Genomic DNA, 25,423 nt, shown 5'->3' on the forward strand with positions numbered 1-25,423 from the left:
GGTCATTGTCGCCGCCATTACAAAAGTTTAAGGTGATTTCGCAGCGCATTGGGTGTCTTGTGGGGGAAAGCTGCTCCCAAGGCTTACCGCACATGTTCGGGAAACATGTATCGCTCTCATTACGCGGAATCGTCAGATGAAACGTTTCTGGACCGCTCTCAGCGTTCTTGCCATCGCAGCCGCCGGTGCCTGGTATTTCAAGGATCGCCTGCCGCTCGATCAAGTCCCCTATCTCAAGCAATTTGCCAGCGTGTCCCCCAGGGCCGACGCCGAAACGGCGGCGAAGTCCTCCCAAAGCGGCCAACCAGCCCGGCAGCAGGGACAAAGACAGGGCGGAGGACGGCGCAATGGCGGGCCACCCACCGTCAGCACCATCGCCGTCGGCAAGGCGACGCTGCCGATGGATGCAACGGCGACGGGCTGGGCGGTTGCGGCCGACATCACCAATATCGCGCCGCTTCAGGCCGGCCTTGTCATGGAAATCGAGGCGAAGGACGGTCAGCATATCAAGGCGGGCGACCTTATCCTCAAGATGGATGACCGCATCGCCCGCGCCGCTGTCGACAAGGACAAGGCCAATATCGCCGCCGATCAGGCAACGCTGGAGCAGACGGAGGCCGCCTTCCAGCGCGCCGCCAACCTCGTCAAGCAGAGCGCGGAATCCCAGCAGGTGCTGGATCAGGCAAGGGCGGCGCGGGATAGCGCCAGCGCCAAGATCGATGCCGACAAGGCAACGCTTGCCTCCGACCAGGTGACGCTCGAGCACATGGAAATCCGTGCCCCTTTCGATGGGCGGCTCGGTGATATCAGCGTCAGCCCCGGCGCCTATCTCAGCGCCGGCGTCAATATCGTGACGATCACCAAATACGATCCGATTTCGGTCAGTTTCCGGCTCTCACAGCGCTATCTACCGCAATTGCGCGAAGGCGTGGCGAAGGATACCGCAGTCGATGTCGACCCCGCGGCGACGGGGGGCGAACCGATGAGCGGCGTACTGCGGTTCTACGACAATACGGTGGATCAGACCTCCGGTACGGTGCTGGCCAAGGCGGAATTCAAGAACGATCGCGGTCTTTTATGGCCCGGCCAGTCCGTCAATGTCACCGCGCACTTCGTTTCGGACGATGAAATGATCGTTGTGCCGACGGTCGCCGTGCGGCCGGGGCCGAAGGGCAATTTCGTCTATACCGTCGATAGCGAGCATCATGCCCATATGACGCCGGTGGAAGTCGCCCGCTCGAATGGCGATCTTACCGCCATCGCAAGCGGCCTCAATGGTGGCGAGCATGTGATTATCGAGGGTCAATCCGAACTTGCCGACGGCCAGTTCGTGGTCGAGCAATTTTCCGACAAGGGCGGCGCGGCCGGCAATCTGGCCGCCAATATTCCGCAGGAAAAGGTTGGCGACCAATGATCCCGAATTTCTGCATCAACCGGCCCGTCGCCACTACGCTTCTCGCCATCGGCCTGGTGCTGGCCGGGCTTGCCGGCTTCCGCCTGCTGCCCGTCGCCGCCCTGCCGAAGGTGGATTTCCCGACGATCAACGTTTCCTCGTCGCTTTCCGGCGCTTCGCCACAAACCATGGCCACATCGGTCACCACACCGCTGGTCAAGCAGTTCGAGACCATTCCCGGCGTCAGCGAAATCAGCGCCACCAATACGCTCGGCAACAGCTCGATCGTGCTGCAGTTCGATCTCAACCGCGATATCGATGCAGCGGCAGCCGATGTGCAGGCCGCGATTTCCCGCGCGCAGCGGCAATTGCCGAGCAACATGACGACGACGCCGAGCTATCGCAAGACCAATCCGGCCGATGCGCCGGTGCTGCTGCTGGCCGTCAATAGCAAGGAGATGCCGACCAGCAAGGTGGACGAAATCGCCGAGAACATCATCTCGCCGCTTCTTTCCACCATATCGGGCGTCGCGCAGGTGAGCATCTATGGCGCGCAGACCTATGCCGTGCGTATCGGCCTCGATCCGGCCCAGCTTCAGGCAAGAGGGCTCGGCGTCGACACCGTCACCACCGCCATCGCCCAGGCGAATAATCAGGTGCCCGTCGGGGCGTTGCAGAACGACAATCAGCGCCTGACGATCGAGGCCGATACCCAGCGCACCAATGCGGCCGCCTTCCGCTCGCTGGTCGTCTCGACGAATAATGGCGCGCCGATCCATCTCGGCGATATCGCCAATGTCACCGACAGCATCGACAACACCAATGCCGGCAGCTGGTTCGACGGCGAACAGGCCATCGTTCTTGCCGTGCAGCGCCAGCCGGACGCCAATACGGTCGATGTAGTGGACGCCATCAAGGCCAAGCTGCCGGCGCTTCACCAGCAGTTGCCGCCTTCGGTCAATATCAACGTCATGAATGACGCCTCGACCGCCATCAAGGACGCGATTTCGGACGTTCAGTTCACGCTGTTTCTTACCATCGGACTGGTGGTTGCGGTTATCTATCTCTTCACCGGGCACCTGACGGCGACCATCATTCCGGGCCTTGCCGTGCCTCTGTCTCTCATCACCGCCTTCGGCATGATGTATGTTCTGGGCTACAGCATCGACAATATCTCGCTGCTCGGCCTGACACTTTCGGTGGGGCTGGTGGTGGACGACGCCATCGTCATGCTGGAAAACATCCTGCGCCTGCATGAAAAAGGCCTGCCCATGCGCGAAGCGGCCCTTCAGGGCGCGGCGGAAGTCAGCAGCACCATTCTCTCCATGTCCGTCTCGCTGGTTGCGGTCTTCATTCCCATCCTGTTGATGGGCGGCGTCATCGGCAGACTCTTCAACGAATTCGGCATGGTCGTCACGCTCGCGATCATGGCCTCGGCACTGGTCTCGCTGACGGTGACGCCGATGCTCGCTTCGCGCCTCTCCGGCCACTCCTCCAGACCACCGGCGATCATCCGCTGGTTCGATGCGGGTTTCGAACGGACGCTACGCGCCTATGGCCGCGCCGTCGGCTGGTGCCTCACCCATCGCCGCATCGTTTTGGCATCGTTTCTTGCTTCGGTCGCGGCATCGCTCTATCTCTTCGAAACCCTGCCCTCCAGCTTCTTTCCCCAGGAAGATATTGGTCGTCTTTCGGTTTCGACACAGGCGCGTGAGGATATTTCCTATACGGCGATGCGCGATCTCCAGGCTCAGGTCGCCGATCAGATCCGCAAGAATCCGGCCGTGGTGCACGTCACCTCCATTGTCGGCGGCAATTCACGCAATCCGCTGAACAACGGCTCGATGTTCGTGGAGCTGAAGCCCAAGGAAGAGCGCGCGCCGCTGAGCCAGGTGCTGACGGAACTGGGGCAGGCCACATCGAAAGTGGCGGGCATCCGCACCTATATCAATCCGCAGCAGAGCCTGCGTTTCGGCGGGCGCAGCTCCGCCAGCCAATACCAGCTCGTCGTTCAGGGCCTGAATGCCGACACGACCAATGAATGGTCGAACAAGCTGATGGAAGCGATGCGCCGCGACCACACCTTCACCTCCGTCACGTCAGATGCCCAGAACGGCGCGATCGCCGCGACGATTTCCGTCGATCCGGAAAAGGCCGCCGCCTTCGGCATCACCAATGACCAGTTGCGCAAGACGCTGGAAATGTCCTTTGGCGGTTATACGGCGGCACAGATCCAGTCCACCGGCGACAGCTACGACGTGATTGTGGAATTCGACAGCTCGAAACCGTGGAATGATGATTTCCTCAGCGATATCAACATTCTTTCGGCGAAATCGGGCGTTCTGGTTCCGCTTTCAAACTTCGCCACGCTCACCCGCACACAGGCGCCTGTCACCATCAACCAGACGGGCCAGCTCGTCTCCACCACCATCTCCTTCAACCTGCCGGATGGCGTGGCGCTTTCCGATGCCACAAGCCGGATCGATCAGATCAAGAGCACGATAGGCCTGCCGCAGGATGTCTTCACCAGTTATGGCGGCACGGCGGCGATCTTCCAGCAGAGCCAGGGCAATACCGGCATCCTCATTCTGGCGGCGGTGCTGACCATCTATGTGGTTCTCGGCGTGCTTTACGAGAGCTTCATCCACCCGCTGACTATCCTCTCCGGCCTGCCGGCGGCGGCCTTCGGCGCACTGGTGGCGCTGAAGGTGATGGGCATGGATTTCTCGATCATCGCGCTGATCGGCCTGCTGATGCTGATCGGCATCGTCAAGAAAAACGCGATCATGATGATCGATGTCGCGGTGGAACTGATGCGGGAAAAGGCCGAACCGCCCGCAACCGCCATTCACGAGGCCTGCGTGCGCCGGTTCCGGCCGATCATGATGACGACCTTCTGCGCGCTGCTTGGGGCGCTTCCCATCGCGCTCGGCTCGGGCGCGAGTTCGGAACTGCGCCAGCCGCTCGGCATCGCCGTGGTCGGCGGCCTCATCGTCTCGCAATTGCTGACGCTGTTCATCACGCCTGTCATCTTCGTGGAAATGGACCGGTTCGGCCATTTCCTCACCGGGCTGTTTTCCCGCCGGAAAAAGGCGGAAAAACACGCCGAGCCGCAAAAGCCGGAAGGGACCGGCGAACCGGACTCCGTTGCCGCTTAACGCAGATTTTCGAGGCGCTTCAGCGCCTCGGCAAATCCCTTGCCCTGCAACTGGAACGAAATGATGCGCCCCTCGAGATCAGGGGCCTCAATCGTCAAGGTCTGCTCCGCCTTCAAGGCCGACGCGAGTTCCACGAATGGCGTGAAGGAAACAATGCAACCCACCGGCAGACAGGTGCTGACCTGCACTTCCTGCAGCCGGATATTTCCGGATTTCACCGAAAAAAGCTTCGTGACAGCCAGACCGAAAGGCATCACCAATACGCCGGAAAGCCTGTCCGGCCTTGCCGCATCGTCCAGCCGGAATTCGGCGGACATGGCCAGCTTGCGCGTTTTTTCCTCGAGCTGTATCTGGGCGATGGCGCAGAGCGGTTTTACGGCTGCAACGGCATCCCCTGTTTTCGCAAGCGCTGCACAGGCGACCTGCCAGCTGCCATAAACCTCATGCAAGGGCGCAACCGTCTTCGCAGCCTCCTGCGCAGGCGAACCATTCGCCCCACCGGTGACGGCGAAAATAAGCAGGAATGCTTTCCAGAGCCGGTTTAGAGTGCACGTCATCAGAAACGAACTCCCAGCTCGGCAAAGGCGGATTGCTCCACCACCCCCGCTCCGAAAACTGCACCATAATGGAATGTCAAAGTGGCGAAGGGATTGAGATCATAGCTCAGGCCGACATTCAGCAATGCCACATTACGCGCCGTCGCAGCACTTGCGACGGAAAAGCCGCTGCCGCCATCATAAAATAATCTGCTCTCCAGAGCCCTATCGCCATAGCCATGTCGCCACGCCACGTCGAACATCGCCCGCCCAAGCCCACCCTCAACGGCGAAATCGCGACTGATGCGCGCGCCGAGCGTGGTATAGAGCTGGCCGTGGTTTGCCGGGCCGGACGAAACGGCGGCAATGCCGCCAATCTCCTGAAAAGCATCCGTATGGGTGTTCACGTAGCTGATATTGGCATAGGGCTCGACATGGGTCGGGTCGAAATCGAAACGCCAGGCCGCTTCAGCAAAGGCCTGCGTGGTGGAGGCATCGTAACCGGCAGCGAGTTCCCCCTTCAGTGTCGAAAACGAAATCGCCCGTTGGGTTTCCACATTCTGAAAGGCGTGAATTGCGCCGAAGTTCAGGGAAGTGGGTCCAATCGCCGTGCCCGCATAGGCGGCGAGATAATAGCTGTCCACATTCGCCGACGCGGCGAGGTCGATCTGGCTGACGGTGTCGCGACCGTAACCGGCGGCCAGACCCGTGCGCCAGCCGTTGTCCCAATCTCCATCGACACCGAAAAGAACGCCGCCACCATTGGTCTCGACAGAAAAACCATGACCATCGCCACCGAGACGACTGCGCGAGCCAAAACCACTGGACCAGAAAGTGAGGTGGTCTTCGCCGATATTCTCTGGTTGCTTTCCGCCTGAACCGGCAATGGGCAGGATCGGTCGCGCATCGATACCGTTAAAGGCGCTGCGCATCCTGTCGAGAATAACGTCGCGCGTCAGCTGGCTACGGCTTATCAACGCCATTGCAAGCGAAGGCTGGAGCGCGCCCGCAAGCTGCGAGAAGGCGGATTGGGCTTCTCCCTGCTGAAGAAACACGGCTGCTTGATAAAGCGGTGCAGCCTCCCCCAGCGCCTCGACAGCATTCGCCGCGCCCGCATTTTCCGTCGACGTCGCGGAGGCAAGGAGCCCTGCCTCAAGCGATGTCCGGGTGAAGGAGAGATAGGCGGTACCGCTATCGGTGCTCTTCGTTACGCTTGCGATCAAATAGGCGAAATTTTCATCTATGCTGGAAAAAACGCCGGTAACGCCGCCGGTCGCCGTCAAGATGGTGTATCTTGTGCGGAGACTATAGGCCGAATGGCTCGAAAGCGTCGTGACGACGAGATTGACATTGTTGCCGATGGTGATCGTGCCATTGACATCGAGCCTGTCGGAATTGCCGGACGCATCGATTTCGACCGAATAGACCGAGCCGCTGGCGAATGTCACATCGCCGGTGGAGGTGAGCGTGCCGATGGAATTGCCAGGCGAAAGCGTGCCGCCGGAAGCAACGGTCAGGCCGCCAATGGTGCCGGAACCGCCAAGCGTCGCCCCGTCATCTACGAAAACGGTGCTGACAAGCGAGCCGTTGACGCTGAGCTTGCCGGACGAAACCTCGGTAATGCCAGTATATGTGCTGTCGCCGCTAAGAACCAGATTGCCATCGCCCGTCTTCTCAAAAGCGCCGGTGCCGCTGACGGCATTCGAAAAAATTCCCGCACCTTCCACGACAAGTTGCGAATTATTGATGATTTCTCCCGAACCGAAGCCTGTCGCCCCTCCCGTCAATGTGCCGGCCGCAATCGTGGTGCCGCCGGAATAGCTGTTGTTACCGGTAAGAACCAGATTGCCGCTGCCCGTCTTCTCAATGGCGCCGGAACCGCTGATGACATTCGAAAGCGTACCCGCCCCATCCACGACAAGCTGCGCATCGTTGGCGATCCTGCCCGAACCGAAACTCGTGGCGCTTCCCTTCAGCGTTCCGGCAGAGACACTGGTACCACCGGAATAGGTGTTCTGGCCGCTGAGCGTCGTCACGCCGTTTTCCGCATCGACATGGCCTGCGCCGAAAATATCGGCCGACAAGGTATAATTCGTCTCGGAATGGTTGAACACGATGCGGCCGTTGCCGGCACCGAACACGATCGCCTCCGCCTCGACTTCCCCGGCGGAACGTTCCGTCTGCCCGGCAGCGGCGCCAATATTCAGCACACCGGTCGATCCCGCTTCGGATGCAATGATGAGGATTGTCGCAGCAAGCGAAGCACCGCCCGTCACCTCCACCGCACCGCTGCCGGCGTGGCCTATAGTAAGGGCATTCTCGGTTTCGACGCGCGATCCTACGCCGCTCACCCGCAATATCCCGCTCGAACCCGCCCTCGTGCCCAATAAAAGCCGATAGGCATCGAGCGAACCGCCATCGGACACTATAGCCCTGCCGAAACCACCGTATCCGATATCCATATAGCCGGAATAGGCAAGATTATTGTCGACCCGCACGGTTACACTCGAGTCGGCCCCGTCTATTGTCATCGTGCCGGAAGAGCCAGCAAAATAGCCCAGCTTGACCTCGCCTGCCCGAATATCACCGCCAGTAGTGACCGCAACCTCTCCTTCCGCACCTCGCTGATCGCCGACGAACAGGGCCCTGGCCAGCGTCCAGCTCGATCCGCCGCCAGAGACGATCACGGAGGACTTCGAACCGGCGAGCGTCGCGACATATCCATTATCGCTGGTGACAGTGCCGCCCGCCCAGACATGCAGGGACGCCTCGCCGGCGCCGCCCACATAGAGGTCGCCGTCATTACGCAGGGTGGTTCCGGAACCGGAAACAGCGGCGGAGCCGGTGCTGCCAGCGTTTGCAGCAAGAACGGTGCGGGCGGAACCGACGATCCCCCCACCGGTTATGGCCAGCTCGCCGGCGCCGTCAACGCCCACGCCAAGGCCGCCGCTTCCAGCCGTCCAGGCAGAACCGCCGCCGTCCACAGTCACGTGACCCGTAGAGCCGGCAACAATGCCGAGGCGCCCGGAGACGCTTTCCACCGTACCGCCCGTCTCGACGGTAAGCCTGCCACTCCCGGCATTTCCGATGGGATCAGAAGCATCGCCACCGATCAGCAAGCCGCCTGTCATCCATTTGGTGCCGCCACCTTTTATAGTAACAATACCTACCGAATGGCGGCCGATAACTACGGTTCCGCTGTCAACGGTCGCCGCCGTGCCGACCGACATGGTGGCGGCACCCAAATTACCGACGACCAGAGTACCTTCTGTTTCCAGCAGAGAACCTGCGCCATTTATTGTGAGCGCACTCGAATCCGACGACTCCAAATCGCCAATCACGGTCGTGCCCCGGCTCGCAACCACCCCACCGCCAGCAATGGTGAAAACTCCAGTACCGCCACCGCCGACAACCATTCCGTCGGAAACGGTCAGGCTGCTGCCCTGTCCCTCCACGGATACTGTTCCGAGCATGCCGTCCCCGTTGGCCACGACCAGCCCGCCGGTTTCCAGACGGCTTGCGCCCAGTACCTCCAGCAGATTGACGCCACCGCCGTAGCCCACGAAAACCGTGCCGGAATTCTCAAAACTGGATGAATCGTCCAGCACGAAAGTGCCCTGTCCCGCCTGGCTCTCGCCAACATAGATATTTCCGCCGGAAACCGCCTGACTGCCTCCAATGAGGCGGAGTTCGCCGAGACCGCTTTCACCCACCAGCACATCGCGGTCGTTCGACCATGTTCCTCCAGAAAAATTCAGGGTGCCGGAGACGCCAAAGGAATTTCCGAGACGGGTATAGGCTGTCGACAGGCCACCTTCGACCGACATGGTGCCATCAGCTGTGATTCCTACAAACAAATGGTAGGCTTTGGCCTCTTTGCCGTCGGCGATCGTCGGCCCATCACCATTGATCATGGCCGCATCATCCGGCCCGGGCACCCATAGGTAAGAAGGCCAATTGGAAGTGGAAAACCAGTCGTCTGTCGCGGAGCCCTGCCAGACTATCGTCTCGGCTAAGGCAGGGTGAGCGATTGCAACGGAAAACAACAAAATGAGGAAGCTCGCCGGTGTCTGCCGGGAACGCCCGGGCGAAACTATCGCCCTTAAGCCAGTCTTTCGCGGCTTCCCCGTTTCACGGTAGAAACAACCGGACATCCAACCTCCCATACCGGCGCTTCGCTCCGCCCTCTCTCGATCCGGCGAATCATCCTCATATTCAACTCAATTAGCCCATTTGGAAAAATAATTGCCATAAATCATAATAGAACTCATATTTATTGATGATTTAAAAATAAAAAATGGAGTGCAACGAGTGCACCCCATGAAGAAATTGAAATATTTCTGTAATAATTCGCTTTTAAGCACTCAAAGAAATACTAATGGACATTTCCTATTGTCGCGAAAACCGGCCAAAGGCTCCGCCCGAAAAGCACAGCGGGTCCCCGTCGCGATGGGCGGCGCGCAACACCTCGCCGACGATGATGGTGTGGTCGCCCGCATCGTGGGACGCCGCCTGCCGGCATTCGAAACGGGCAAGCGTGCCGGGAATGACCGGAACGCCCTCGTCATTCATTTCCCAGTCAAGATCGTCGAAAGCACGGCCGTTGCGGGTGAAGCGGGCGCTCAGCACATCCTGATCGGCGCTCAGCACGTGGATGGCGAAATGGGTTGCACCGCTGAAGGCCTGATAACGCGACGAGCTTTTGGCCGGCGACCAGAGTACCAGCGGCGGATCGAGCGACACAGATGCGAAGCTGTTGACCGTCATGCCGATCGGCCCTTCCGGCGTCGTGGCGGTCACCACCGTCACGCCTGTCGTGAAAGCGCCGAGCGCATTGCGGAAGCTGCGGCTGTTTTCGCCGCCGGGAACGAATACATGCTCATTGGGCATTTTGATCGCCTCTGCCACTGTCATCACGGCACCTCTTTTCCAAGCGCAAGGGTGTAGAGTTCGAACCACGTCTGGCGGTCCATCGTCACGCGAAGCGCATCGGCCGCCGTTCTGATACGCTCGATATTGTTGGTGCCGAGCACAGGCACGATTTTGGCCGGATGCCGCAAAAGCCAGGCGATCGCCACTGCCGTGGCATCCACGCCCTGCTCCTTGCCGATGCGCTGCAGGGCGGCCATGGTACCGCCATGGGCACCGGAGAACAGCGAGCCGCCGCCAAGCGGCGACCATGCCATCGGAGAAACGCGCTTTTCCTGCAAGAAGGCCAGATCGCCATTGGTAAAACTATCCGTCGCGAGAAGGCTCATTTCGATCTGGTTGGTCACGAGCCGGTTGCTCATCGCCGATTGCAGCAGGGAGAAATCCCAAGGGCGGAAGTTGGAGACGCCGACGGCCTTGACCTTGCCGGATGCCACCAGCGCATCGAGCGCCTTGCCGGTTTCTTCCGCATCGATCAACGGATCGGGACGGTGAATGAGCAGCAGGTCGACGTGATCCGTCCCCATGTCGCGAAGCGACGCTTCAACCGAAGCGTTGATGTGGCCAGTCGTCGTGTCGTAATGCTTGACGCGGGCGGCGGCGTGACGGCCTGCGGGTGCAACGATGCCGCATTTCGTGACGATTTCTATTCTGTCGCGCAGTCCGGGCGCGGCTTTCAGGCCGGCCCCCAGAATGGCTTCCGCCGTGTATCCGCCGTAAATATCGGCCTGGTCCATGGTGGTGATGCCCTGCGCGAGGCAAGCCTCGATCTTGGCCTGCACATGGGCGGGCGAGGTATCGGCATCGTCACCGATGCGCCACATGCCGTAGACGATGCGGCTGAGTTCGAGTTTGTCGGAAAGAGCGATGCGTTCCATCAGTGGCGTTCCCCGTTGCCGAGCGGCGTGGCCGGCGTTTCAGAAGGCACCCGGCCATAGGCATGCGGCAGGGAGCAGGTTTTCATCTGCGGCAGAACCTTGGTGCCGAAGTGCTCCGCCTCATCGAGATGCGGATAACCGGAAAGGATGAAGGCGCGAATGCCCATCTTCTGGTATTCCTCCAGCGCCGAAAGCACCTTGTCGGTGGAACCGACCAGCGCCGCACCGCAGCCCGAACGCGCCCGGCCGATTCCGGTCCACAGATTGGGTTCGACATAACCGAACTTGTCGGCGAGTTCGCGGGCACGCGCCTGATGCGACACGCCGAGCGAGCCGCTGTCATGCGCGCGGTTGCGGATCAGTTGCCCATATTCGTCATCGAGCTTCGAGACAAGATGTTCGGCATATTCGCGGGCTTCCTGTTCGGTATCGCGCACCACCATATGGACGCGCAGGCCGTAATCCAGCGTGCGGCCATGGGCGGCGGCGCGCTCATTTGCGGCACGCATGCGGTCCGCAAGCTGGTCCTTCGTTTCCGGCCACATCAGATAGACGTCGCATTGCGCGCCGCAGAGTTCCAGCGCATCCGGCGAGTAGCCACCGAAATAAAGGAGCGGTCCGCCATTCTGCTGGTAGGGTCTTGCCGGCTCGGTGGAGACGCCCTTGAACTGGTATATTTCGCCGTCATGGTCGATGGTGTCGCGCGTCCAGGCCTGGCGCAGAATCTCAACGACCTCATGGCTGCGCTTGTAGCGAAAGGCGCTATCGGCCACTTCGCCGGGGAAATCGGAGCTGATGACGTTGAGCGTCAGGCGGCCTTTCAGCATGTGGTCGAGCGTCGCGACCGTGCGCGCCAGCATGATCGGCTGCATTTCACCGCAACGGATAGCAGCAAGAAAATTGATGCGGTCGCTGATCGGCGCACAGCCGGCGACGAAGCTCAGCGTATCCTGCCCGACCTGATAGGACGAAGGGCAGAGGATGTTGCGGAAGCCGAGTTCTTCGGCCTTTTTGACGATATCGGAACAATGTTCGAAACTGGAACGCAGGCTGCCATCCGGCACGCCAAGATAAGCGTAGTCATCGGAACACAAAGCGGAAAACCAGGAGACCTCGGCAGCATCGAGATCAGCGGATGTAACGGGTACGACGGTCATGCAATTCCTCCTCAGGGCCGCTCTCGTTTTTCTTGCATAACATCAAGAAATATGTAAATCAATGATGTATCAATTTTTGTTTCGGGGGAGGAAACGGCATATGAAACACACTGGCGGCAGCCTGCCAATGTATATGCAGATCGCGGAAATGCTGGTGCGCGAAGTGGCGGCGGGCCGGCTGATCGATGGCGAGAAGCTCGCGCCGGAGCGCGATATGGCGGCCGATCTCGGCATCGCCGTTGGCACGCTTCGCAAGTCGCTCGCCGAATTGCAGGAGCGCGGCCTGCTGGAGCGCGTGCAGGGCTCGGGCAACTACATCCGCGCCGTCAGCGATCCGCAAAGCGTCTACGCCTTCTTCCGGCTTGAACTGATCGAGGGCGGCGGCCTGCCGACGGCGGAAGTTCTGGATGTGGCGCGTCTTGCCAAGCCCGCCGACCTGCCCGCCTTCGGCACATCGGCCGAAGGACACAGGATTCGCCGCCTGCGGCGCATTGCCGGCAAACCGGCGGCCATCGAAGAAATCTGGCTGGACGGTTCTTACGTCGACACCATCGCCATCGAGAACATGTCGGAATCCCTCTATCTCTATTACCGCACCCGCCTCAACCTCTGGATATCGAAGGCGGAGGATCGCATCGATCTCGGCGAAGTACCGGAATGGACGCCCGAGGTCTTCGGTCAGAAATCAGGCGCGCTGGTGCCGCGGGTTCTGCGTCTCAGCCAGGCGCAGGATGGTGCGGTGGCCGAAGTTTCATGGACCTGGTTCGATCATAGCGTTGCCCGATACGTTTCTCGCATACGTTGAGACTGCGCAAAATTCGCGTGATCCAGATGAATGGAGAAATTTGACGGGAGGCAAGCAAGCAGCGGCCTGTCCCGCAGGCTGTTTTGCGACTATATTTCTTTAAATCAATGACTTAATAGTTTTTGATTTCTGTCAGAAATAAAATTGATACACTATTGATTTCCTTTTTTTGAAAGGTAATATCACGTCCTCAGGGAGACAGGCGTTTCGCCATCCCACGATATCGCCAGACAATCGGGATCGATTTTCGACGATGCGATGCGTGGAACTTGAAGGTTGATACCGGCAATGGCGTCCATCCGAATTCTGGACGCGCCGGTCGTGAGGAGGAAAATATGGCTTCGGTCAGCCTGCGCAAGCTGGACAAGAGTTACGGTGCGCTTCGCATCGTCAAGGGCATAGACCTTGAAATCAACGATGGCGAATTCGTCGTGTTCGTCGGCCCTTCCGGCTGCGGCAAATCGACGACGCTGCGCATGGTCGCCGGGCTTGAAAGCATTACCGGCGGCGAAGTGAAGATCGGCGACCGCGTCGTCAACCGGCTGCCGCCGCGCGAGCGCGACATTGCCATGGTGTTTCAGGACTATGCGCTTTATCCGCACAAGACGGTGCGTGAGAACATGGGTTTCAGCCTGAAGGTGCGCGGTGTCAGCGCATCGCAGGCCAATGCCAGTATCGATGAAGCGGCGAAGATGCTCGGCATCGAGCACCTTCTTGACCGCAGGCCCGGCCAGCTTTCCGGTGGCCAGCGCCAGCGTGTGGCCATGGGCCGCGCCATCGTGCGCCGCCCGCAGGTGTTTCTGTTCGACGAGCCGCTTTCCAATCTGGACGCCAAGCTGCGCGGACAGGTGCGCACGGAAATCAAGCGGCTACACCAGCAGCTTGGCACCACCATCATCTACGTTACCCATGATCAGGTGGAGGCCATGACGCTGGCCGACCGCATCGTCATCCTGCGCGGCGGCGATATCGAGCAGGTCGGCACGCCGGACGAGGTCTATAACCGGCCGGAAAGCGTGTTTGTCGGTGGTTTCGTCGGCGCGCCGGCGATGAATTTCGCTCGCGCAAAGGTGAGCGGCGACCGGCTGGCATTTTCCGACGGCAATTCCCTGCCGATGGCCGCAATCCGGCCATCCCGCGAAACGGGGCTCGACGGGCGTGAAGTCATCGTCGGCATTCGTCCGGAACATTTCGGCCCTGTCGAGGGCTTCGACACGCAGCTTGCGGTCAAAGTGCAGGTGGTGGAACCGCTGGGCTCGGACACGCTCGTCCATTTCAGCCTTGGCGATGCGGCGCTGACCGCACGCATGCCGCCGCATCTGCGACCTGCGCCAAATGAGGAACTGAAGATCGGCGTCGATCCGTCCAAGGTCCATCTTTTCGACGCCGCGACGGAGCGCTCTATCCACTGATTGCCGGGCGAAGAAACGCTGCGGCCAACAGGTTTAATAACGGGAGGAACACATGACATTTAAAACCATCAAGGGCAAAGCCCTCATGGGTGCCGCGCTCTGCGTAACCATGCTTGCCTTTTCGGGACAGGCCTTTGCCGACGCCGAACTGAAAATCTTCGTTTCCAGCCAGCACCAGCCGGATGTCTGGCGCAAGGCGCTGGATCAATATGAGGCGAAGACGCCGGGCGTGAAGGTTGTCATCGAAACCGGCGGCAACACCTCGGAAATGCAGGCGCAATATCTCAATACCGTGATGTCGGCCAAGGATTCGAGCCTTGACGTGCTGATGCTCGACGTCATCCGCCCCGCGCAATTCGCCACCGCCGGCTGGACCAGCAATTTCTCCGGCAAGGACATGTCCGCCTATCTACCGACCTATGCGGAAGCCAACACCGTGGATGGCAAGATCGTGGCGCTGCCCGCTTTTGCCGACTCCATGTTCCTATATTACCGCAAGGACCTGCTGGACAAATACGGCATTCAGCCGCCAACCACCTGGGACGAGTTGAAAGAGGCGTCCAAGAAGGTGATGGAAGGTGAAAAGAACCCCGAGCTTCAGGGCCTGTCCTTCCAGGGCAAGGCGATCGAAGGCGCGGTCTGCACCTTCCTCCTGCCCTATTGGAGCGAGGGCAAGTCGCTGGTTGAGAACGGCAAGCTGAATTTCGACAACAAGGCTGCCGTGGATTCGCTGAAGCTCTGGAAGAGCTTTGTCGATGAAGGCATTTCCAAGAAGAATATTTCCGAAGTGGCGACCGACGATACCCGCAAGGAATTCCAAGCCGGCAAGGTGCTCTTCGCCGTCAACTGGTCCTACGCCTGGACCCATTTCCAGGGCAAGGAATCGCAGGTGAACGACAAGGTCGGTGTCGCCCGCCTGCCGGCCGTCAAGGGCGGCGAGCAGACGACCTGCCTCGGCGGCTGGGAGTTCGGTGTTTCCGCCTATTCCAAGCAGCAGGAGGAAGCCAAGAAGCTGGTGGAATATCTCTCCGGTCAGGATGTGTCGAAGTTCATGGCCATCAACGCCGCGCTGCTGCCCACCTATGCCGCTCTCTACAAGGATTCGGATGTGACCAAGACGATCCCTTGGTTCGCTGACGCCCTGCCCGTGGTTGAAACCGCCAAGGCCCGCCCCGTGACGCCGCGTTACAACGAGGTCAGCGAGACGATCCGCACCACCGTCAACGGTGTGCTTGCCGGCGTGATGACGCCGGAGGATGGCGCAAAGCAGATGGAAAGCCGTCTGCGGCGCGTTCTGCGCTAAGCTTTGGGCCGGAAAGCGGCATGCTTGTCATGCCCTTTCCGGCCGCTTCGACTGACAGGAATAAAGCCGCCTGAAGGGCGCGATAAACGGGCCGGATAAGAACCGGTCCGATCGGGAGACGACGACGTGAATCCAGTTGCGGGAGTGGCAGACGTGACAATGCCGGAAAGAACCATGGTTCGGGTGGACGAGAAACCGCAGCCGCGCTGGACGCGGTGGCTCGATCTCGGCGACCGGCCGCTGGCCGTGCTTCTCTTGGCGCCGGCGGCGATCCTGCTGTCGCTCATCATCGTCTATCCGGTGGCGCGGCTCGTCTATACCTCGTTTTTCAGCCTGTCGCTGACATCGGGCCTGCCGGCGGAATTCATCGGCTTTGAAAACTATACGGCGATGTTCGACGACCCGATCTTCTGGGAAACGACCTGGAATACGGTGCTGATAACGCTGATCACCGTGCCCGGCGCGCTCATCATGGGCCTTGGCCTGGCACTGCTCGCCAACCTGCCTTTTTCCATGCAGTGGCCGATGCGGCTTTCGCTGCTGATCCCCTGGGCGCTGCCGCTATCCTTCGCCGGCCTCATCTTCGCATGGTTCTTCCATTACGAATATGGCGTGGTCAACGATGTGCTCAACCGTTTCGGCTTCGAAGGCATCATCTGGTTCAATTCGCCGAACTGGGCTTTTGCGGCCATCTGCCTGACGATCATCTGGAAGACATCCTCCTTCATGGCGCTGATGATCCTTGCCGGCCTGCAGACCATTCCGCGTTCGCTCTACGAGGCGGCGGATGTGGATGGCGCCGGCAAAATCCGGCAGTTCTTCGAAATCACCCTACCGCTTTTGAAGCCCTCGATTGTCGTGGCGCTCATCTTCCGCACGATCACGGCGCTGCAGACCTTTGATATTCCTTACATGATGACCGGCGGCGGTCCCGGCACATCCACCACGACGCTTGCCATGTACATTCACCAGAACACCGTTTCCTTCCTCGATCTGGGTTACGGTTCGGCCTTGGCGGTCATGATGTTTGCGCTCTCCATGTGCGTTACCGCCGTTTATCTCCGCATTATCAGGACGAAGGACTGATCCCATGAGCACCGTTGCGAATTCCGGTCTGTCCTCCTTCTTTTCCGGCAAGCCGCTGCGCTTCATCGCGGCCTCCATTCTTCTGGTCAACGGCCTGTTTCCGGCGATCTGGATCCTTTTCACCTCGCTGAAGACCGAAGCGGAACTGACGGTCAAGCCGATCACCTGGTTTCCGCACGCGCCGACGCTGGCCAATTACATGCAGGCCTTTTCCGACCAGCCGCTGCACCTCTTCCTGTTCAACAGCTTCATGGTGGCGCTGCTTTCGACCGCGCTCACCATCCTGATTTCAGTGCTGGCCGCTTACGCGCTGGCGCGGCTGAACCTGAAGTACCGGGCGCTGATCCTCTCGCTCATCATCGCCGTTTCCACCTTCCCGCTGGTGACGCTGCTGGTGCCGCTGTTCGAAATCATGCGGGCGCTCAACCTGCTCAACAGCTGGACGGCGCTGATCCTGCCCTACACGGTGCTTTCGCTGCCGGTCTGCACGCTGATGCTGGTCTCCTTCTTCGAAAGCATTCCGCGCGATCTCGAAAATGCCGCCATGATCGACGGCTGCACCCGCATCGGCGCGCTGTTCAAGGTCGTCGTGCCGCTCTGCGCGCCGGGCGTTTTCACCGCCGGCATCCTTGCCTTCGTGAATGCCTGGGATGAGTTTCTGCTGGCGCTTTCCTTCAATTCCAATCCGGCGCTCCGCACGCTTCCCGTCGGCATCCAGCTTTATCAGGGTGAATTCGCCTTCCCCTGGCCGGTCATTTCGGCGGCGCTGGTGGTAGGTATCGTGCCGGTCGCCATCCTGATCGTCATCTTTCAGGAGCGGGTCGTCTCGGGTCTCACCGCCGGTGGTCTCAAGGGCTAAAAGGTAAAGTCATGCATTTCGAAACGACCAAAGACGGCTTTGCGCTCACCATCGGCAACCGCACCATACTTTCCCATTCCCCTGAAAACCCGGCCTTCTTCGCCGGTTTCGGCAAGGAGCGAATGGATATGTATCGCGGCAATTTCGATATCGAGGACTACGTTGTCGAACGAAACGCCCTGCGCCACGCCGAGGTCAGCGGCGACAGCGTCACGCTCTCATCCGCACCGGGACAGGCACCGCGCCTTCGCCTGACGCTCGACGGCAACGCGATGCGGCTAACGGCGCTGGATGACACCGTCAACCGCCTCTGGCTGCGCGTCGTTGCGGAAACGGATGAGCACGTCTGGGGCGGCGGCGAGCAGATGTCCTATTTCGACATGCGCGGCCGACATTTCCCGCTCTGGACCTCCGAGCCGGGGGTCGGCCGCGACAAGACCACCGAAATCACCTTCAAGGCCGATGTCAGTGGCAAGGCGGGCGGTGATTATTACAATACCAACTACCCGCAGCCGACTTACCTGTCGTCGCGCAGATACGCCCTCCATGTGGAGACAAGCGCCTATTCGGTCTTCGATTTCCGCAACGGCGATTTCCATGAGATCGAAATCTGGGCCATCCCCGAAAAGATCGAATTCTTCACCGGCGATCATTTCACCGATATCGTTTCCGCCCTGTCGCTGCGGTTCGGACGCCAGCCGGAACTGCCGGAATGGATTTATGGCGGCGCGATCATCGGGTTAAAGGACGGCGTCAACTCCTTTGCGCGACTGGAGAAAATCCACGCGGCCGGAACGAAGGTGTCCGGTCTCTGGTGCGAAGACTGGGTGGGTCTTCGCCAGACATCCTTCGGCGCGCGCCTGTTCTGGGACTGGCAGGCGAATGATACGCGTTATCCGCATCTGCGCCAGAAGATCGCCGAGCTTGCCGATCAGGGCATCCGCTTCCTGGGTTATGTGAACCCCTATCTCTGCGTCGATGGCCCGCTGTTCCCGGTTGCCGAAAAAGCCGGCTATTTCGCAACCGACGCCGAGGGCAAGACGGCGCTGGTGGATTTCGGCGAGTTCGATTGCGGCGTGGTCGATTTCACCAATCCGGCTGCGGCCGACTGGTTTGCCGAGGAGATCATCGGCAGGAACATGCTCGATTTCGGCCTCTCCGGCTGGATGGCCGATTTCGGCGAATATCTGCCGATCGACATTACCCTTTCCAACGGTGTCGACGCTAAGCTGATGCACAATGCCTGGCCAACGCTCTGGGCCGAGGTCAACGCCAAGGCCGTCGAAAGTCGCGGCAAGACCGGCGAAGCGCTGTTCTTCATGCGGGCCGGCTTCACCGGTGTGCAGGCCCATTGCCCGCTCATCTGGGGCGGCGACCAGTCGGTCGACTTCTCCCGTCACGACGGTCTGGTCACCGTCATCTGCGGGGCGCTCTCCTCCGGCCTCATGGGCAATGCCTATCACCATTCCGATATTGGCGGTTACACCAGCCTGTTCGGCAATGTCAGAACCGCGGAACTCATCATGCGCTGGACGGAGATGGCCGCCTTCACGCCGGTCATGCGTACCCATGAGGGCAATCGGCCGCGCGACAATCTCCAGATCGATCAGGATGAGGCGGTTCTTGCCCATTTCGCCCGCATGACATCCATCTATGTCGCGCTGGCCCCTTATCTGAAATCGCTCTCGGCGGAAGCGGCCAGAACAGGCCTGCCGGTGCAGCGTCCGCTCTTCCTGCACTACGAGAATGACCTGCAGACCTATACCATTCAGGACTGCTATCTCTACGGGGCGGACATGCTTGTCGCACCGGTCTGGAAAGCGGGCGAAACGCAACGCTCGCTCTATCTTCCGGGCGACGGTGAATGGGTGCACCTGTGGAGCGGCACGCATTATCCCGGCGGACAAAACGCCACCGTCGACGCGCCGCTCGGCGAGCCGGCGGTATTCTATTCTGCCGATAGCAGCCATCGTCCGCTGTTTGAACAGCTTCGCACCATCGGCTGAACGATAGCCGAGTTCCTCACTGCCATCACCCCGTCAGGCGGGGTGATGTGATGGCCTTTTTGAAAAGGGCGGTCATCGCATCGCTGATGCCCTGCGACGGGCTGACTTCGAAGAACAGGCCCGGCGAAGCGCATTGCTGCATGCGTGCACCGATTTCCGGCTGAAAGGGCGCGATCCAGCTATTGTACCAGCCATTGGTCGGCAGCGGCAGATAGGTGGTATAAAGCACGGCGATGCGAAAACCCTTTTCCTTCAGCTTCGTGCAATATTTGATATCGATCGGTTCCTGACAGCGGCCGCTGGTGGTTTTTTTGGTACAGGAGGATGGCTTGTAGCTATCGCCGACGCCGTCTGACACGAAGAAAACGATCTTCTCCGGGCTCGCCGAACTCGCACCGGTGCCCGAAGAGCCGATCCTGTCTCCAATCTGGGTCAGCGCCCGGTCGAAGTCGGTCTGCTGGTCGTTATTATAGCCCTGATAGGGAATGGACATCAGATCGATTTCGCCCGCTTTTTTCTTCGCAGTCGCCAGATCAGAGGTCAGGGGAACGACTTCGAGCAGCTTCGTATCTTCCGCCTTCTCTCCGAAGGTATAGACAGCCATGCGATATTGATTGCTGCTTTTCCGCGTGGACTTTGCCGTATCCATCAGGCTCGCCGTAGCCTGCGCCACCACATTGATGCGCGTCGTAACCCCGAGGCTTTTGGCTTTGTAGTAATAGCTGTTTGTATCGACCACCCCGTTTTTCACGATGTGACAAGCGAAAGCACATTTGTCGCTCGTATTGGCAACCATGGTAGCAACGTCGGTTGGCGTCGCGCCAACGCCCATCGAAGGGGTGTTATCCAGCAGGACATAGAAGTCGCTGAATGTTTCCGTCTCGTATTTGGCGGTCGCCTTGCCCGAAACGGTAATGAGATCCTCTCCGAGTATCCGTGAAAGCGTGGTGCCGACGGATGCCGTGAAATTGACCGAGGATTCGATGGCGTTACCGTGTTTGATCACCGACACATCAAGAGACAGGAGCTTATAATCGGGATTGGCCCGCTCATTGCTTTCAAAAAATGCGGAGGCTTCATCAGTGCCAAGCGAAATGACACCGTCGCCCGACATTTCCTTTGCCTTCTGAACGCTCGACGACGTATCGGCAACCACAGCAAGCGCCGCAGCATCCGCCGCCATCTGCAGGTCCGATTTGACAGCCATGCCATGCGTCACATCAAGGGCCACGCCGGCCGCCCCGATCAGCGGCACCATCAACAGGGCGCTGAGAATGCCGAAATTTCCCGATTTATCCTGCCAGATGTTCTTCAAATTCGCCCCCGGAACCTTTCCCCGGAGCGAAAGTTAGCCGAATAATATTGAAAGGCAGTTTCAATAGATAACTAATTTTCGATAAATCTAATTTCCTCAATAACTAATACGTCAATGGGAGATGCGCACCAGCGCAAGCCCGTTCAGGCATTCACGATCACGCCTGACGACGGATCGCCGGCGGGACGTTGACATTTATGAAACTTGACCTACAAAACAAACTCTTCCGAGGGGAGCACCGAACGGTGCTGAGATGGCGATGAGCCGGACCCTTGAACCTGATCCGGGTCATGCCGGCGTAGGAACGGAACTGTCGCGCCAAGAGGCGCTGCCCTTTCTCTTCTCCGCTTTGCCTGATCTCCGGGATTGTCACATCTGGAGACGAATGATGATGCTGAAACCTTCCGCCCTTCGCACACGGTGCGTCTGCGTCTGAGGTCCGGCTCATGCGTGCCTCCCATGCGCTGAACGGTGTCGGTCTTCTGCTGGTTTTCTGGCAGGCGGGAACATGGCTGTTTTCGCCGCCCCGCTATATCCTGCCGTCGCCCGCCGATGTTGCCGGCGCTTTCTGGCGCCAGCCCGGCTTCCTGTTCGGGCAGGCACTGGTAACGCTCGGCGAAATGGCGCTCGGGCTTGCGGCAGGCATCGCCGCCGGCATTCTCGTCGCGTTCACGATTGCCGCCATCCCGCGCCTCGGCCGCCTCGTCTGGCCGATGGTTCTGGTGTTGCAGGCCTTTCCGGTCTTCGTGCTCGCCCCCATCCTCGTCCTCTGGTTCGGTTTCGGCATGGCTTCGAAAGTGGTCATGACGGCGATCATCATCTTCTTCCCCGTTGCCTCCGCTTTCACGGATGGCCTCAACCGCACCGATCGCGCCATCCTCGACGCCGCCTCGCTGACTGAGGCGAGCCACTGGCAGATCCTCACCCGGTTGCGTGTGCCGCTAGCGCTGCCATCGCTCATTTCCGGCCTGAGGGTGGCGGCGCCGCTTGCCCCGCTCGGCGCCGTCATCGGCGAATGGGTGGGCGCATCGGCGGGGCTCGGGTTTGTGATGATCCAGTCCAATGCCCGCATGCAGACCGACACCATGTTCGCCGCCATGGCCATTCTCGCCATCATGGCGGTGCTGCTGCGGCTCATCGTCGACTTCTCGACCGCCAATCTGGCCCCCTGGGCCAAGGAAACAGAACACACCATTCCTTTCAGATCTTTACGGAGACTTTCGGCACCATGAAACGAACTCTTCTTTCCCTCGTCGTCGCGGCAGCAAGCGTGCTTTCACCCATGCAATCGCATGCGGCCGACAAGCTGACCGTGTTGCTCGAGTGGTTCGTGAACCCCGATCATGCGCCGATGGTGATCGCGAAAGAACGCGGCCTGTTTGCCGATGCGGGGCTGGAGGTGGAACTGGTTCCGCCCGCAGACCCCTCCGCCGTGCCGCGCCTCGTCTCGGCCAAACAGGCCGATATCGGCGTGCACTACCAACCGAACCTCTATCTCGATCACGATGCCGGCCTGCCGCTCGTGCGTTTCGGCACGCTGGTCGAGACGCCCCTCAACACCGTCACCGTTCTGGCCGATGGGCCGATCAAGAGCCTGAAAGACCTGAAGGGCAAGAAGGTCGGCTTTTCCGTTTCCGGCTTCGAGGATGCGATGCTGAAGCGCATGCTGGAAAAGGACGGCCTGACGAAGGACGATATCGAACTCATCAACGTCAACTTCTCGCTCTCGCCGTCGCTGATCGCCGGCAAGGTGGATGCCACGCTTGGCGGCTTCCGCAATTTCGAGCTGACGCAGATGAAGCTAGAGGGACATGAAGGCCGCTCCTTCTTCCCGGAGGAACACGGCGTGCCGGCCTATGACGAGCTGATCTTCGTCACGCACCGGGATCTCGCAAAAGACAACCGCCTGCCGCGTTTCCTCTCCGCCGTGGAACAGGCCGCGATCTTCATCACCAACCATCCGCAGGAATCCTGGCAGCTTTTCATCAAGGCCTATCCGAACCTTGACGATGCGCTGAACAAGCAGGCTTTCTTCGACACGCTGCCGCGCTTCGCCAAGCGCCCGGCTGCACTCGACCGCGCGCGCTACGCCCGTTTCGGCGCCTTCATGCAGGAGATGCAGCTGATCAAGCAGGCACCGGCGGCGGACGACATCGCCGTGGAGCTGCAGCAGCCATGACCGCGACTTTTCCGACAGCGGCAAAGGCCGCCGAGATTCTGGAGCGGGTGCGGCAGACACGCCCGCGCGTGCATTGCCTGATGAACACCGTGGTGCAGAAATTCACCGCAGATGGCATCACCGTCGTCGGCGGAATTCCCTCCATGACCACCTCGCTCGAGGAAATCGAGAGTTTTGTCACCAAGGCGGATGCGCTGACCGTCAATCTCGGCACACTGGATGCCGAGCGGCGCAAGGTCATCCGGCTGGCGATCGAAATCGCCAATGCATCCGGCAAGCCGTGGATCGTCGACCCCGTGCATTGCGACTATTCGCCGTCGCGTCTGGAATTCGCGCGCGAACTCATCGCACTTTCCCCGACGATCGTGCGTGGCAATCACGCCGAGATGAGCCTGATCGGCGATGTGCCTGGCGTGGTGAGGATCGAGACCGGGCCTGTGGATCATCTCAGCGACACGACCCGCAGCATCAGGATCGTCAACGGTCATCCGTGGATGGCGAAGGTGACGGGAACGGGGTGCCTTTCAGGCGGCGTCATCGCCGCCTTCATGGCAGTGGAAAAGGACGCCCTGACTGCGGCGGCCTCCGCCCTTGCCGTCACCGGCGTTTCCGCCGAACTCGCAGCAAAACACACCAGAGGCCCCGGCACCTTCGAACCGGCGTTTCTGGATGCGCTTTCCGAAATTTCCGGTGAGGACATCACAAATCACGCGAGGATAGAGCATGAACAAGGTTGATTACCGCCTCAACGCGCTGGTTGATGCGAGCCTCAGTGACGTTGCGCCGCTGCAGGAGCTTGCTCTGGCGGCCGCACTGAACGGCGCGACCATTCTGCAATATCGCGACAAGCACGGCTCGACGCGCGAGATGATCGAAAACGCCCGCGCCATTCACGAGGCCATCGCCGGCACCGGCGTGCCGCTGGTCATCAACGATCGGGTGGATGTGGCGCTCGCCTCGGGCGCGGACGGGGTGCATCTCGGCGCCGACGACATGGACGCCAAAACCGCAAGGCGTATTCTCGGCGAAAAGGCGATCATCGGCCTCACCGTCAAGAACCGTCCCGATGCCGAACGAGCGGCCTCCATGCCCGTCGACTACGCCTGCATCGGCGGCGTGTTTGAAACCATTTCAAAGGTCAATCCGGACAAGCCGGTGGGTATCGACGGTTTTTCCATGCTGCGGGCCCTGCTGAAGGAGTGGAAGCCGGATATGCCGGTCGGCGCTATCGCCGGCATCGATCTTGCCCGTGTGCCACCCGTCATTGCCGCCGGCGCGGATGGTGTGGCGGTCATTTCCGCCATTTTCCGCGCGGGCGATATTGCCAGCGCAACCAAGGACTTCCGCTCCAGGATTGACGCGGCGCTGAAAGCGAGACAGCCATGACAGCCATTGCATTGACCATTGCCGGCTCCGACAGCGGCGGCGGCGCGGGTATTCAGGCGGATATCAAGACCTTCTCCGCGCTCGGCGCCTATGCCGCCAGCGTCATCACCGCCATAACCGCCCAGAACACCAAGGGCGTGACGGCGGTGGAGGATATTTCGGTCGCCACCATCGTCGCGCAGATGGATGCGGTATTCTCCGATCTCGCCGTCAATGCGGTGAAGATCGGCATGGTCTCGCGGATCGAAACCATCGCCGCCATCGCGGAACGGCTTCGGCGGCAATCGCAGCCGGTGGTGCTGGACCCGGTCATGGTGGCTACATCAGGCGACCGTCTGCTGCATGAAGACGCCATCGAGACATTGCGGCGCGACTTGCTGCCGCTCGCGACCATCGTTACGCCAAACCTGCCGGAAGCGGCGCTGCTGACCGGCACTTCGATGGCGAAGACGGAGACGGAGATCGCCCGCCAGGCTGAGTTGATCCTGAAGGCGGGCGCGAAAGCCGTGCTCATCAAGGGCGGCCATGGCGACGGGCCTGAGAGCACGGATTATCTGTTTGCGGATGGCACCATGCAGGCGCTTTCCGCGCCGAGGGTCGAGACGAACAACGACCACGGCACCGGCTGCACATTGGCGGCGGCGATTACCGCTCATCTGGCGAGGGGTAGTGAGTTGCGGGAGGCGGTTGGGCTTGCGAAGGAGTATCTGAATGGGGCGCTCGATGCCGGGCGGGGCCTTGCCATCGGGCATGGGCGGGGGCCGGTGCATCATTTTTATCGATGGTGGGGTTAGCGATGAGAGGGCGGAGTTTGGGGTTTACCCCCCTCTGTCCTGCCGGACATCTCCCCCTCAAGGGGGGAGATCGGGTGGGGCTTTCGCTCGTTCCCTTGCAACCGTCTTACTATCGATAAACTGTCATACTGAATATGGCGAGCAAGCCGCTTGTCGATCTCCCCCCTTGAGGGGGAGATGTCCGGCAGGACAGAGGGGGGTGGCCGCATATTCTGCCGCTCGTAAAA

19 protein-coding genes and 1 riboswitch are annotated in these 25,423 nt (G+C 60.2%); of the genes, 13 read left to right on the forward strand and 6 right to left on the reverse strand.

Going from position 1 to position 25,423, the window contains the following annotated elements; translation table 11 throughout:
- Positions 1–136: 136 nt before the first annotated feature.
- Together ACQZ60_RS18115 and ACQZ60_RS18120 are read left to right on the forward strand one after the other, a co-directional pair.
- Positions 137–1,414, forward strand: a complete 1,278-nt coding sequence (locus ACQZ60_RS18115) for an efflux RND transporter periplasmic adaptor subunit (protein ID WP_448735818.1) — start codon at positions 137–139, stop codon at positions 1,412–1,414.
- Positions 1,411–4,551 carry an efflux RND transporter permease subunit gene (locus ACQZ60_RS18120; RefSeq protein ID WP_020810534.1) on the forward strand — a complete coding sequence of 1,047 codons (3,141 nt, stop codon included), beginning with the start codon at positions 1,411–1,413 and terminating at the stop codon, positions 4,549–4,551. Before ACQZ60_RS18115 ends, ACQZ60_RS18120 begins: the two co-directional genes overlap by 4 nt.
- Here the strand turns inward: ACQZ60_RS18120 and ACQZ60_RS18125 are convergent.
- The 5 genes from ACQZ60_RS18125 to ACQZ60_RS18145 form a co-directional block, all read right to left on the reverse strand.
- Positions 4,548–5,108 carry an invasion associated locus B family protein gene (locus ACQZ60_RS18125; RefSeq protein WP_020810533.1) on the reverse strand — a complete coding sequence of 187 codons (561 nt, stop codon included), beginning with the start codon at positions 5,106–5,108 and terminating at the stop codon, positions 4,548–4,550. The genes ACQZ60_RS18120 and ACQZ60_RS18125 overlap by 4 nt on opposite strands.
- Positions 5,108–8,914 carry an autotransporter domain-containing protein gene (locus tag ACQZ60_RS18130; protein ID WP_448735819.1) on the reverse strand — a complete coding sequence of 1,269 codons (3,807 nt, stop codon included), beginning with the start codon at positions 8,912–8,914 and terminating at the stop codon, positions 5,108–5,110. Before ACQZ60_RS18130 ends, ACQZ60_RS18125 begins: the two co-directional genes overlap by 1 nt.
- Before the next feature lie 562 nt (positions 8,915–9,476).
- The gene (locus ACQZ60_RS18135) at positions 9,477–10,001 is read right to left on the reverse strand and encodes a flavin reductase family protein (RefSeq protein ID WP_003519878.1); all 525 of its coding nucleotides are present in this window, start codon (positions 9,999–10,001) and stop codon (positions 9,477–9,479) included.
- Positions 10,001–10,894: an aldo/keto reductase gene (locus tag ACQZ60_RS18140; protein WP_269829510.1), complete on the reverse strand. Its 894-nt coding sequence runs from the start codon at positions 10,892–10,894 to the stop codon at positions 10,001–10,003. Before ACQZ60_RS18140 ends, ACQZ60_RS18135 begins: the two co-directional genes overlap by 1 nt.
- A complete protein-coding gene (locus ACQZ60_RS18145; RefSeq protein ID WP_003519880.1) occupies positions 10,894–12,051 on the reverse strand; it encodes an LLM class flavin-dependent oxidoreductase in 1,158 nt (385 codons plus the stop codon). The genes ACQZ60_RS18140 and ACQZ60_RS18145 overlap by 1 nt, the downstream gene beginning before the upstream one ends.
- A gap of 100 nt (positions 12,052–12,151) precedes the next feature.
- Here ACQZ60_RS18145 and ACQZ60_RS18150 point away from each other — a divergent pair, with 100 nt between their 5' ends.
- From ACQZ60_RS18150 to ACQZ60_RS18175, 6 genes are all read left to right on the forward strand, one after another.
- Entirely contained in the window at positions 12,152–12,856 is a 705-nt protein-coding gene (locus tag ACQZ60_RS18150) for a GntR family transcriptional regulator (RefSeq protein WP_059758203.1), read from the forward strand.
- Positions 12,857–13,191: 335 nt separating this feature from the next.
- On the forward strand, positions 13,192–14,268 hold the full coding sequence (locus ACQZ60_RS18155; protein ID WP_142780421.1) for an ABC transporter ATP-binding protein: 1,077 nt from the start codon (positions 13,192–13,194) through the stop codon (positions 14,266–14,268).
- A 52-nt stretch (positions 14,269–14,320) separates the two neighbouring features.
- The gene (locus ACQZ60_RS18160; protein ID WP_448735820.1) at positions 14,321–15,571 is read left to right on the forward strand and encodes an ABC transporter substrate-binding protein; all 1,251 of its coding nucleotides are present in this window, start codon (positions 14,321–14,323) and stop codon (positions 15,569–15,571) included.
- Positions 15,572–15,745: 174 nt separating this feature from the next.
- Positions 15,746–16,657, forward strand: a complete 912-nt coding sequence (locus ACQZ60_RS18165) for a carbohydrate ABC transporter permease (protein ID WP_020810525.1) — start codon at positions 15,746–15,748, stop codon at positions 16,655–16,657.
- Positions 16,658–16,661: 4 nt separating this feature from the next.
- Positions 16,662–17,516, forward strand: a complete 855-nt coding sequence (locus ACQZ60_RS18170) for a carbohydrate ABC transporter permease (protein WP_003519886.1) — start codon at positions 16,662–16,664, stop codon at positions 17,514–17,516.
- Between the two features lie 11 nt (positions 17,517–17,527).
- On the forward strand, positions 17,528–19,522 hold the full coding sequence (locus ACQZ60_RS18175) for an alpha-glucosidase (RefSeq protein WP_448735821.1): 1,995 nt from the start codon (positions 17,528–17,530) through the stop codon (positions 19,520–19,522).
- A 25-nt stretch (positions 19,523–19,547) separates the two neighbouring features.
- Here ACQZ60_RS18175 and ACQZ60_RS18180 read toward each other — a convergent pair whose 3' ends face one another.
- A complete protein-coding gene (locus ACQZ60_RS18180) occupies positions 19,548–20,837 on the reverse strand; it encodes a pilus assembly protein TadG-related protein (protein ID WP_448735822.1) in 1,290 nt (429 codons plus the stop codon).
- A 219-nt stretch (positions 20,838–21,056) separates the two neighbouring features.
- A riboswitch (TPP riboswitch) is annotated at positions 21,057–21,159 on the forward strand.
- A gap of 124 nt (positions 21,160–21,283) precedes the next feature.
- Here ACQZ60_RS18180 and ACQZ60_RS18185 point away from each other — a divergent pair.
- The 5 genes from ACQZ60_RS18185 to thiD are packed head-to-tail and all read left to right on the forward strand — an operon-like array spanning position 21,284 to position 25,196.
- Positions 21,284–22,069 (forward strand): ABC transporter permease, encoded by a 786-nt coding sequence (locus ACQZ60_RS18185; RefSeq protein WP_448735823.1) that lies wholly within the window; start codon positions 21,284–21,286, stop codon positions 22,067–22,069.
- Positions 22,066–23,016 (forward strand): ABC transporter substrate-binding protein, encoded by a 951-nt coding sequence (locus tag ACQZ60_RS18190; protein ID WP_020810522.1) that lies wholly within the window; start codon positions 22,066–22,068, stop codon positions 23,014–23,016. Before ACQZ60_RS18185 ends, ACQZ60_RS18190 begins: the two co-directional genes overlap by 4 nt.
- Positions 23,013–23,753, forward strand: a complete 741-nt coding sequence (locus ACQZ60_RS18195; protein ID WP_020810521.1) for a hydroxyethylthiazole kinase — start codon at positions 23,013–23,015, stop codon at positions 23,751–23,753. The genes ACQZ60_RS18190 and ACQZ60_RS18195 overlap by 4 nt, the downstream gene beginning before the upstream one ends.
- Positions 23,740–24,402 (forward strand): thiamine phosphate synthase, encoded by a 663-nt coding sequence (thiE, locus tag ACQZ60_RS18200; protein WP_020810520.1) that lies wholly within the window; start codon positions 23,740–23,742, stop codon positions 24,400–24,402. The genes ACQZ60_RS18195 and thiE overlap by 14 nt, the downstream gene beginning before the upstream one ends.
- Complete coding sequence (thiD, locus tag ACQZ60_RS18205) at positions 24,399–25,196, forward strand: bifunctional hydroxymethylpyrimidine kinase/phosphomethylpyrimidine kinase (protein ID WP_448735824.1); 798 nt, start codon at positions 24,399–24,401, stop codon at positions 25,194–25,196. Before thiE ends, thiD begins: the two co-directional genes overlap by 4 nt.
- Positions 25,197–25,423: the final 227 nt, after the last annotated feature.

This window comes from Agrobacterium sp. 22-223-1 (assembly GCF_053522385.1).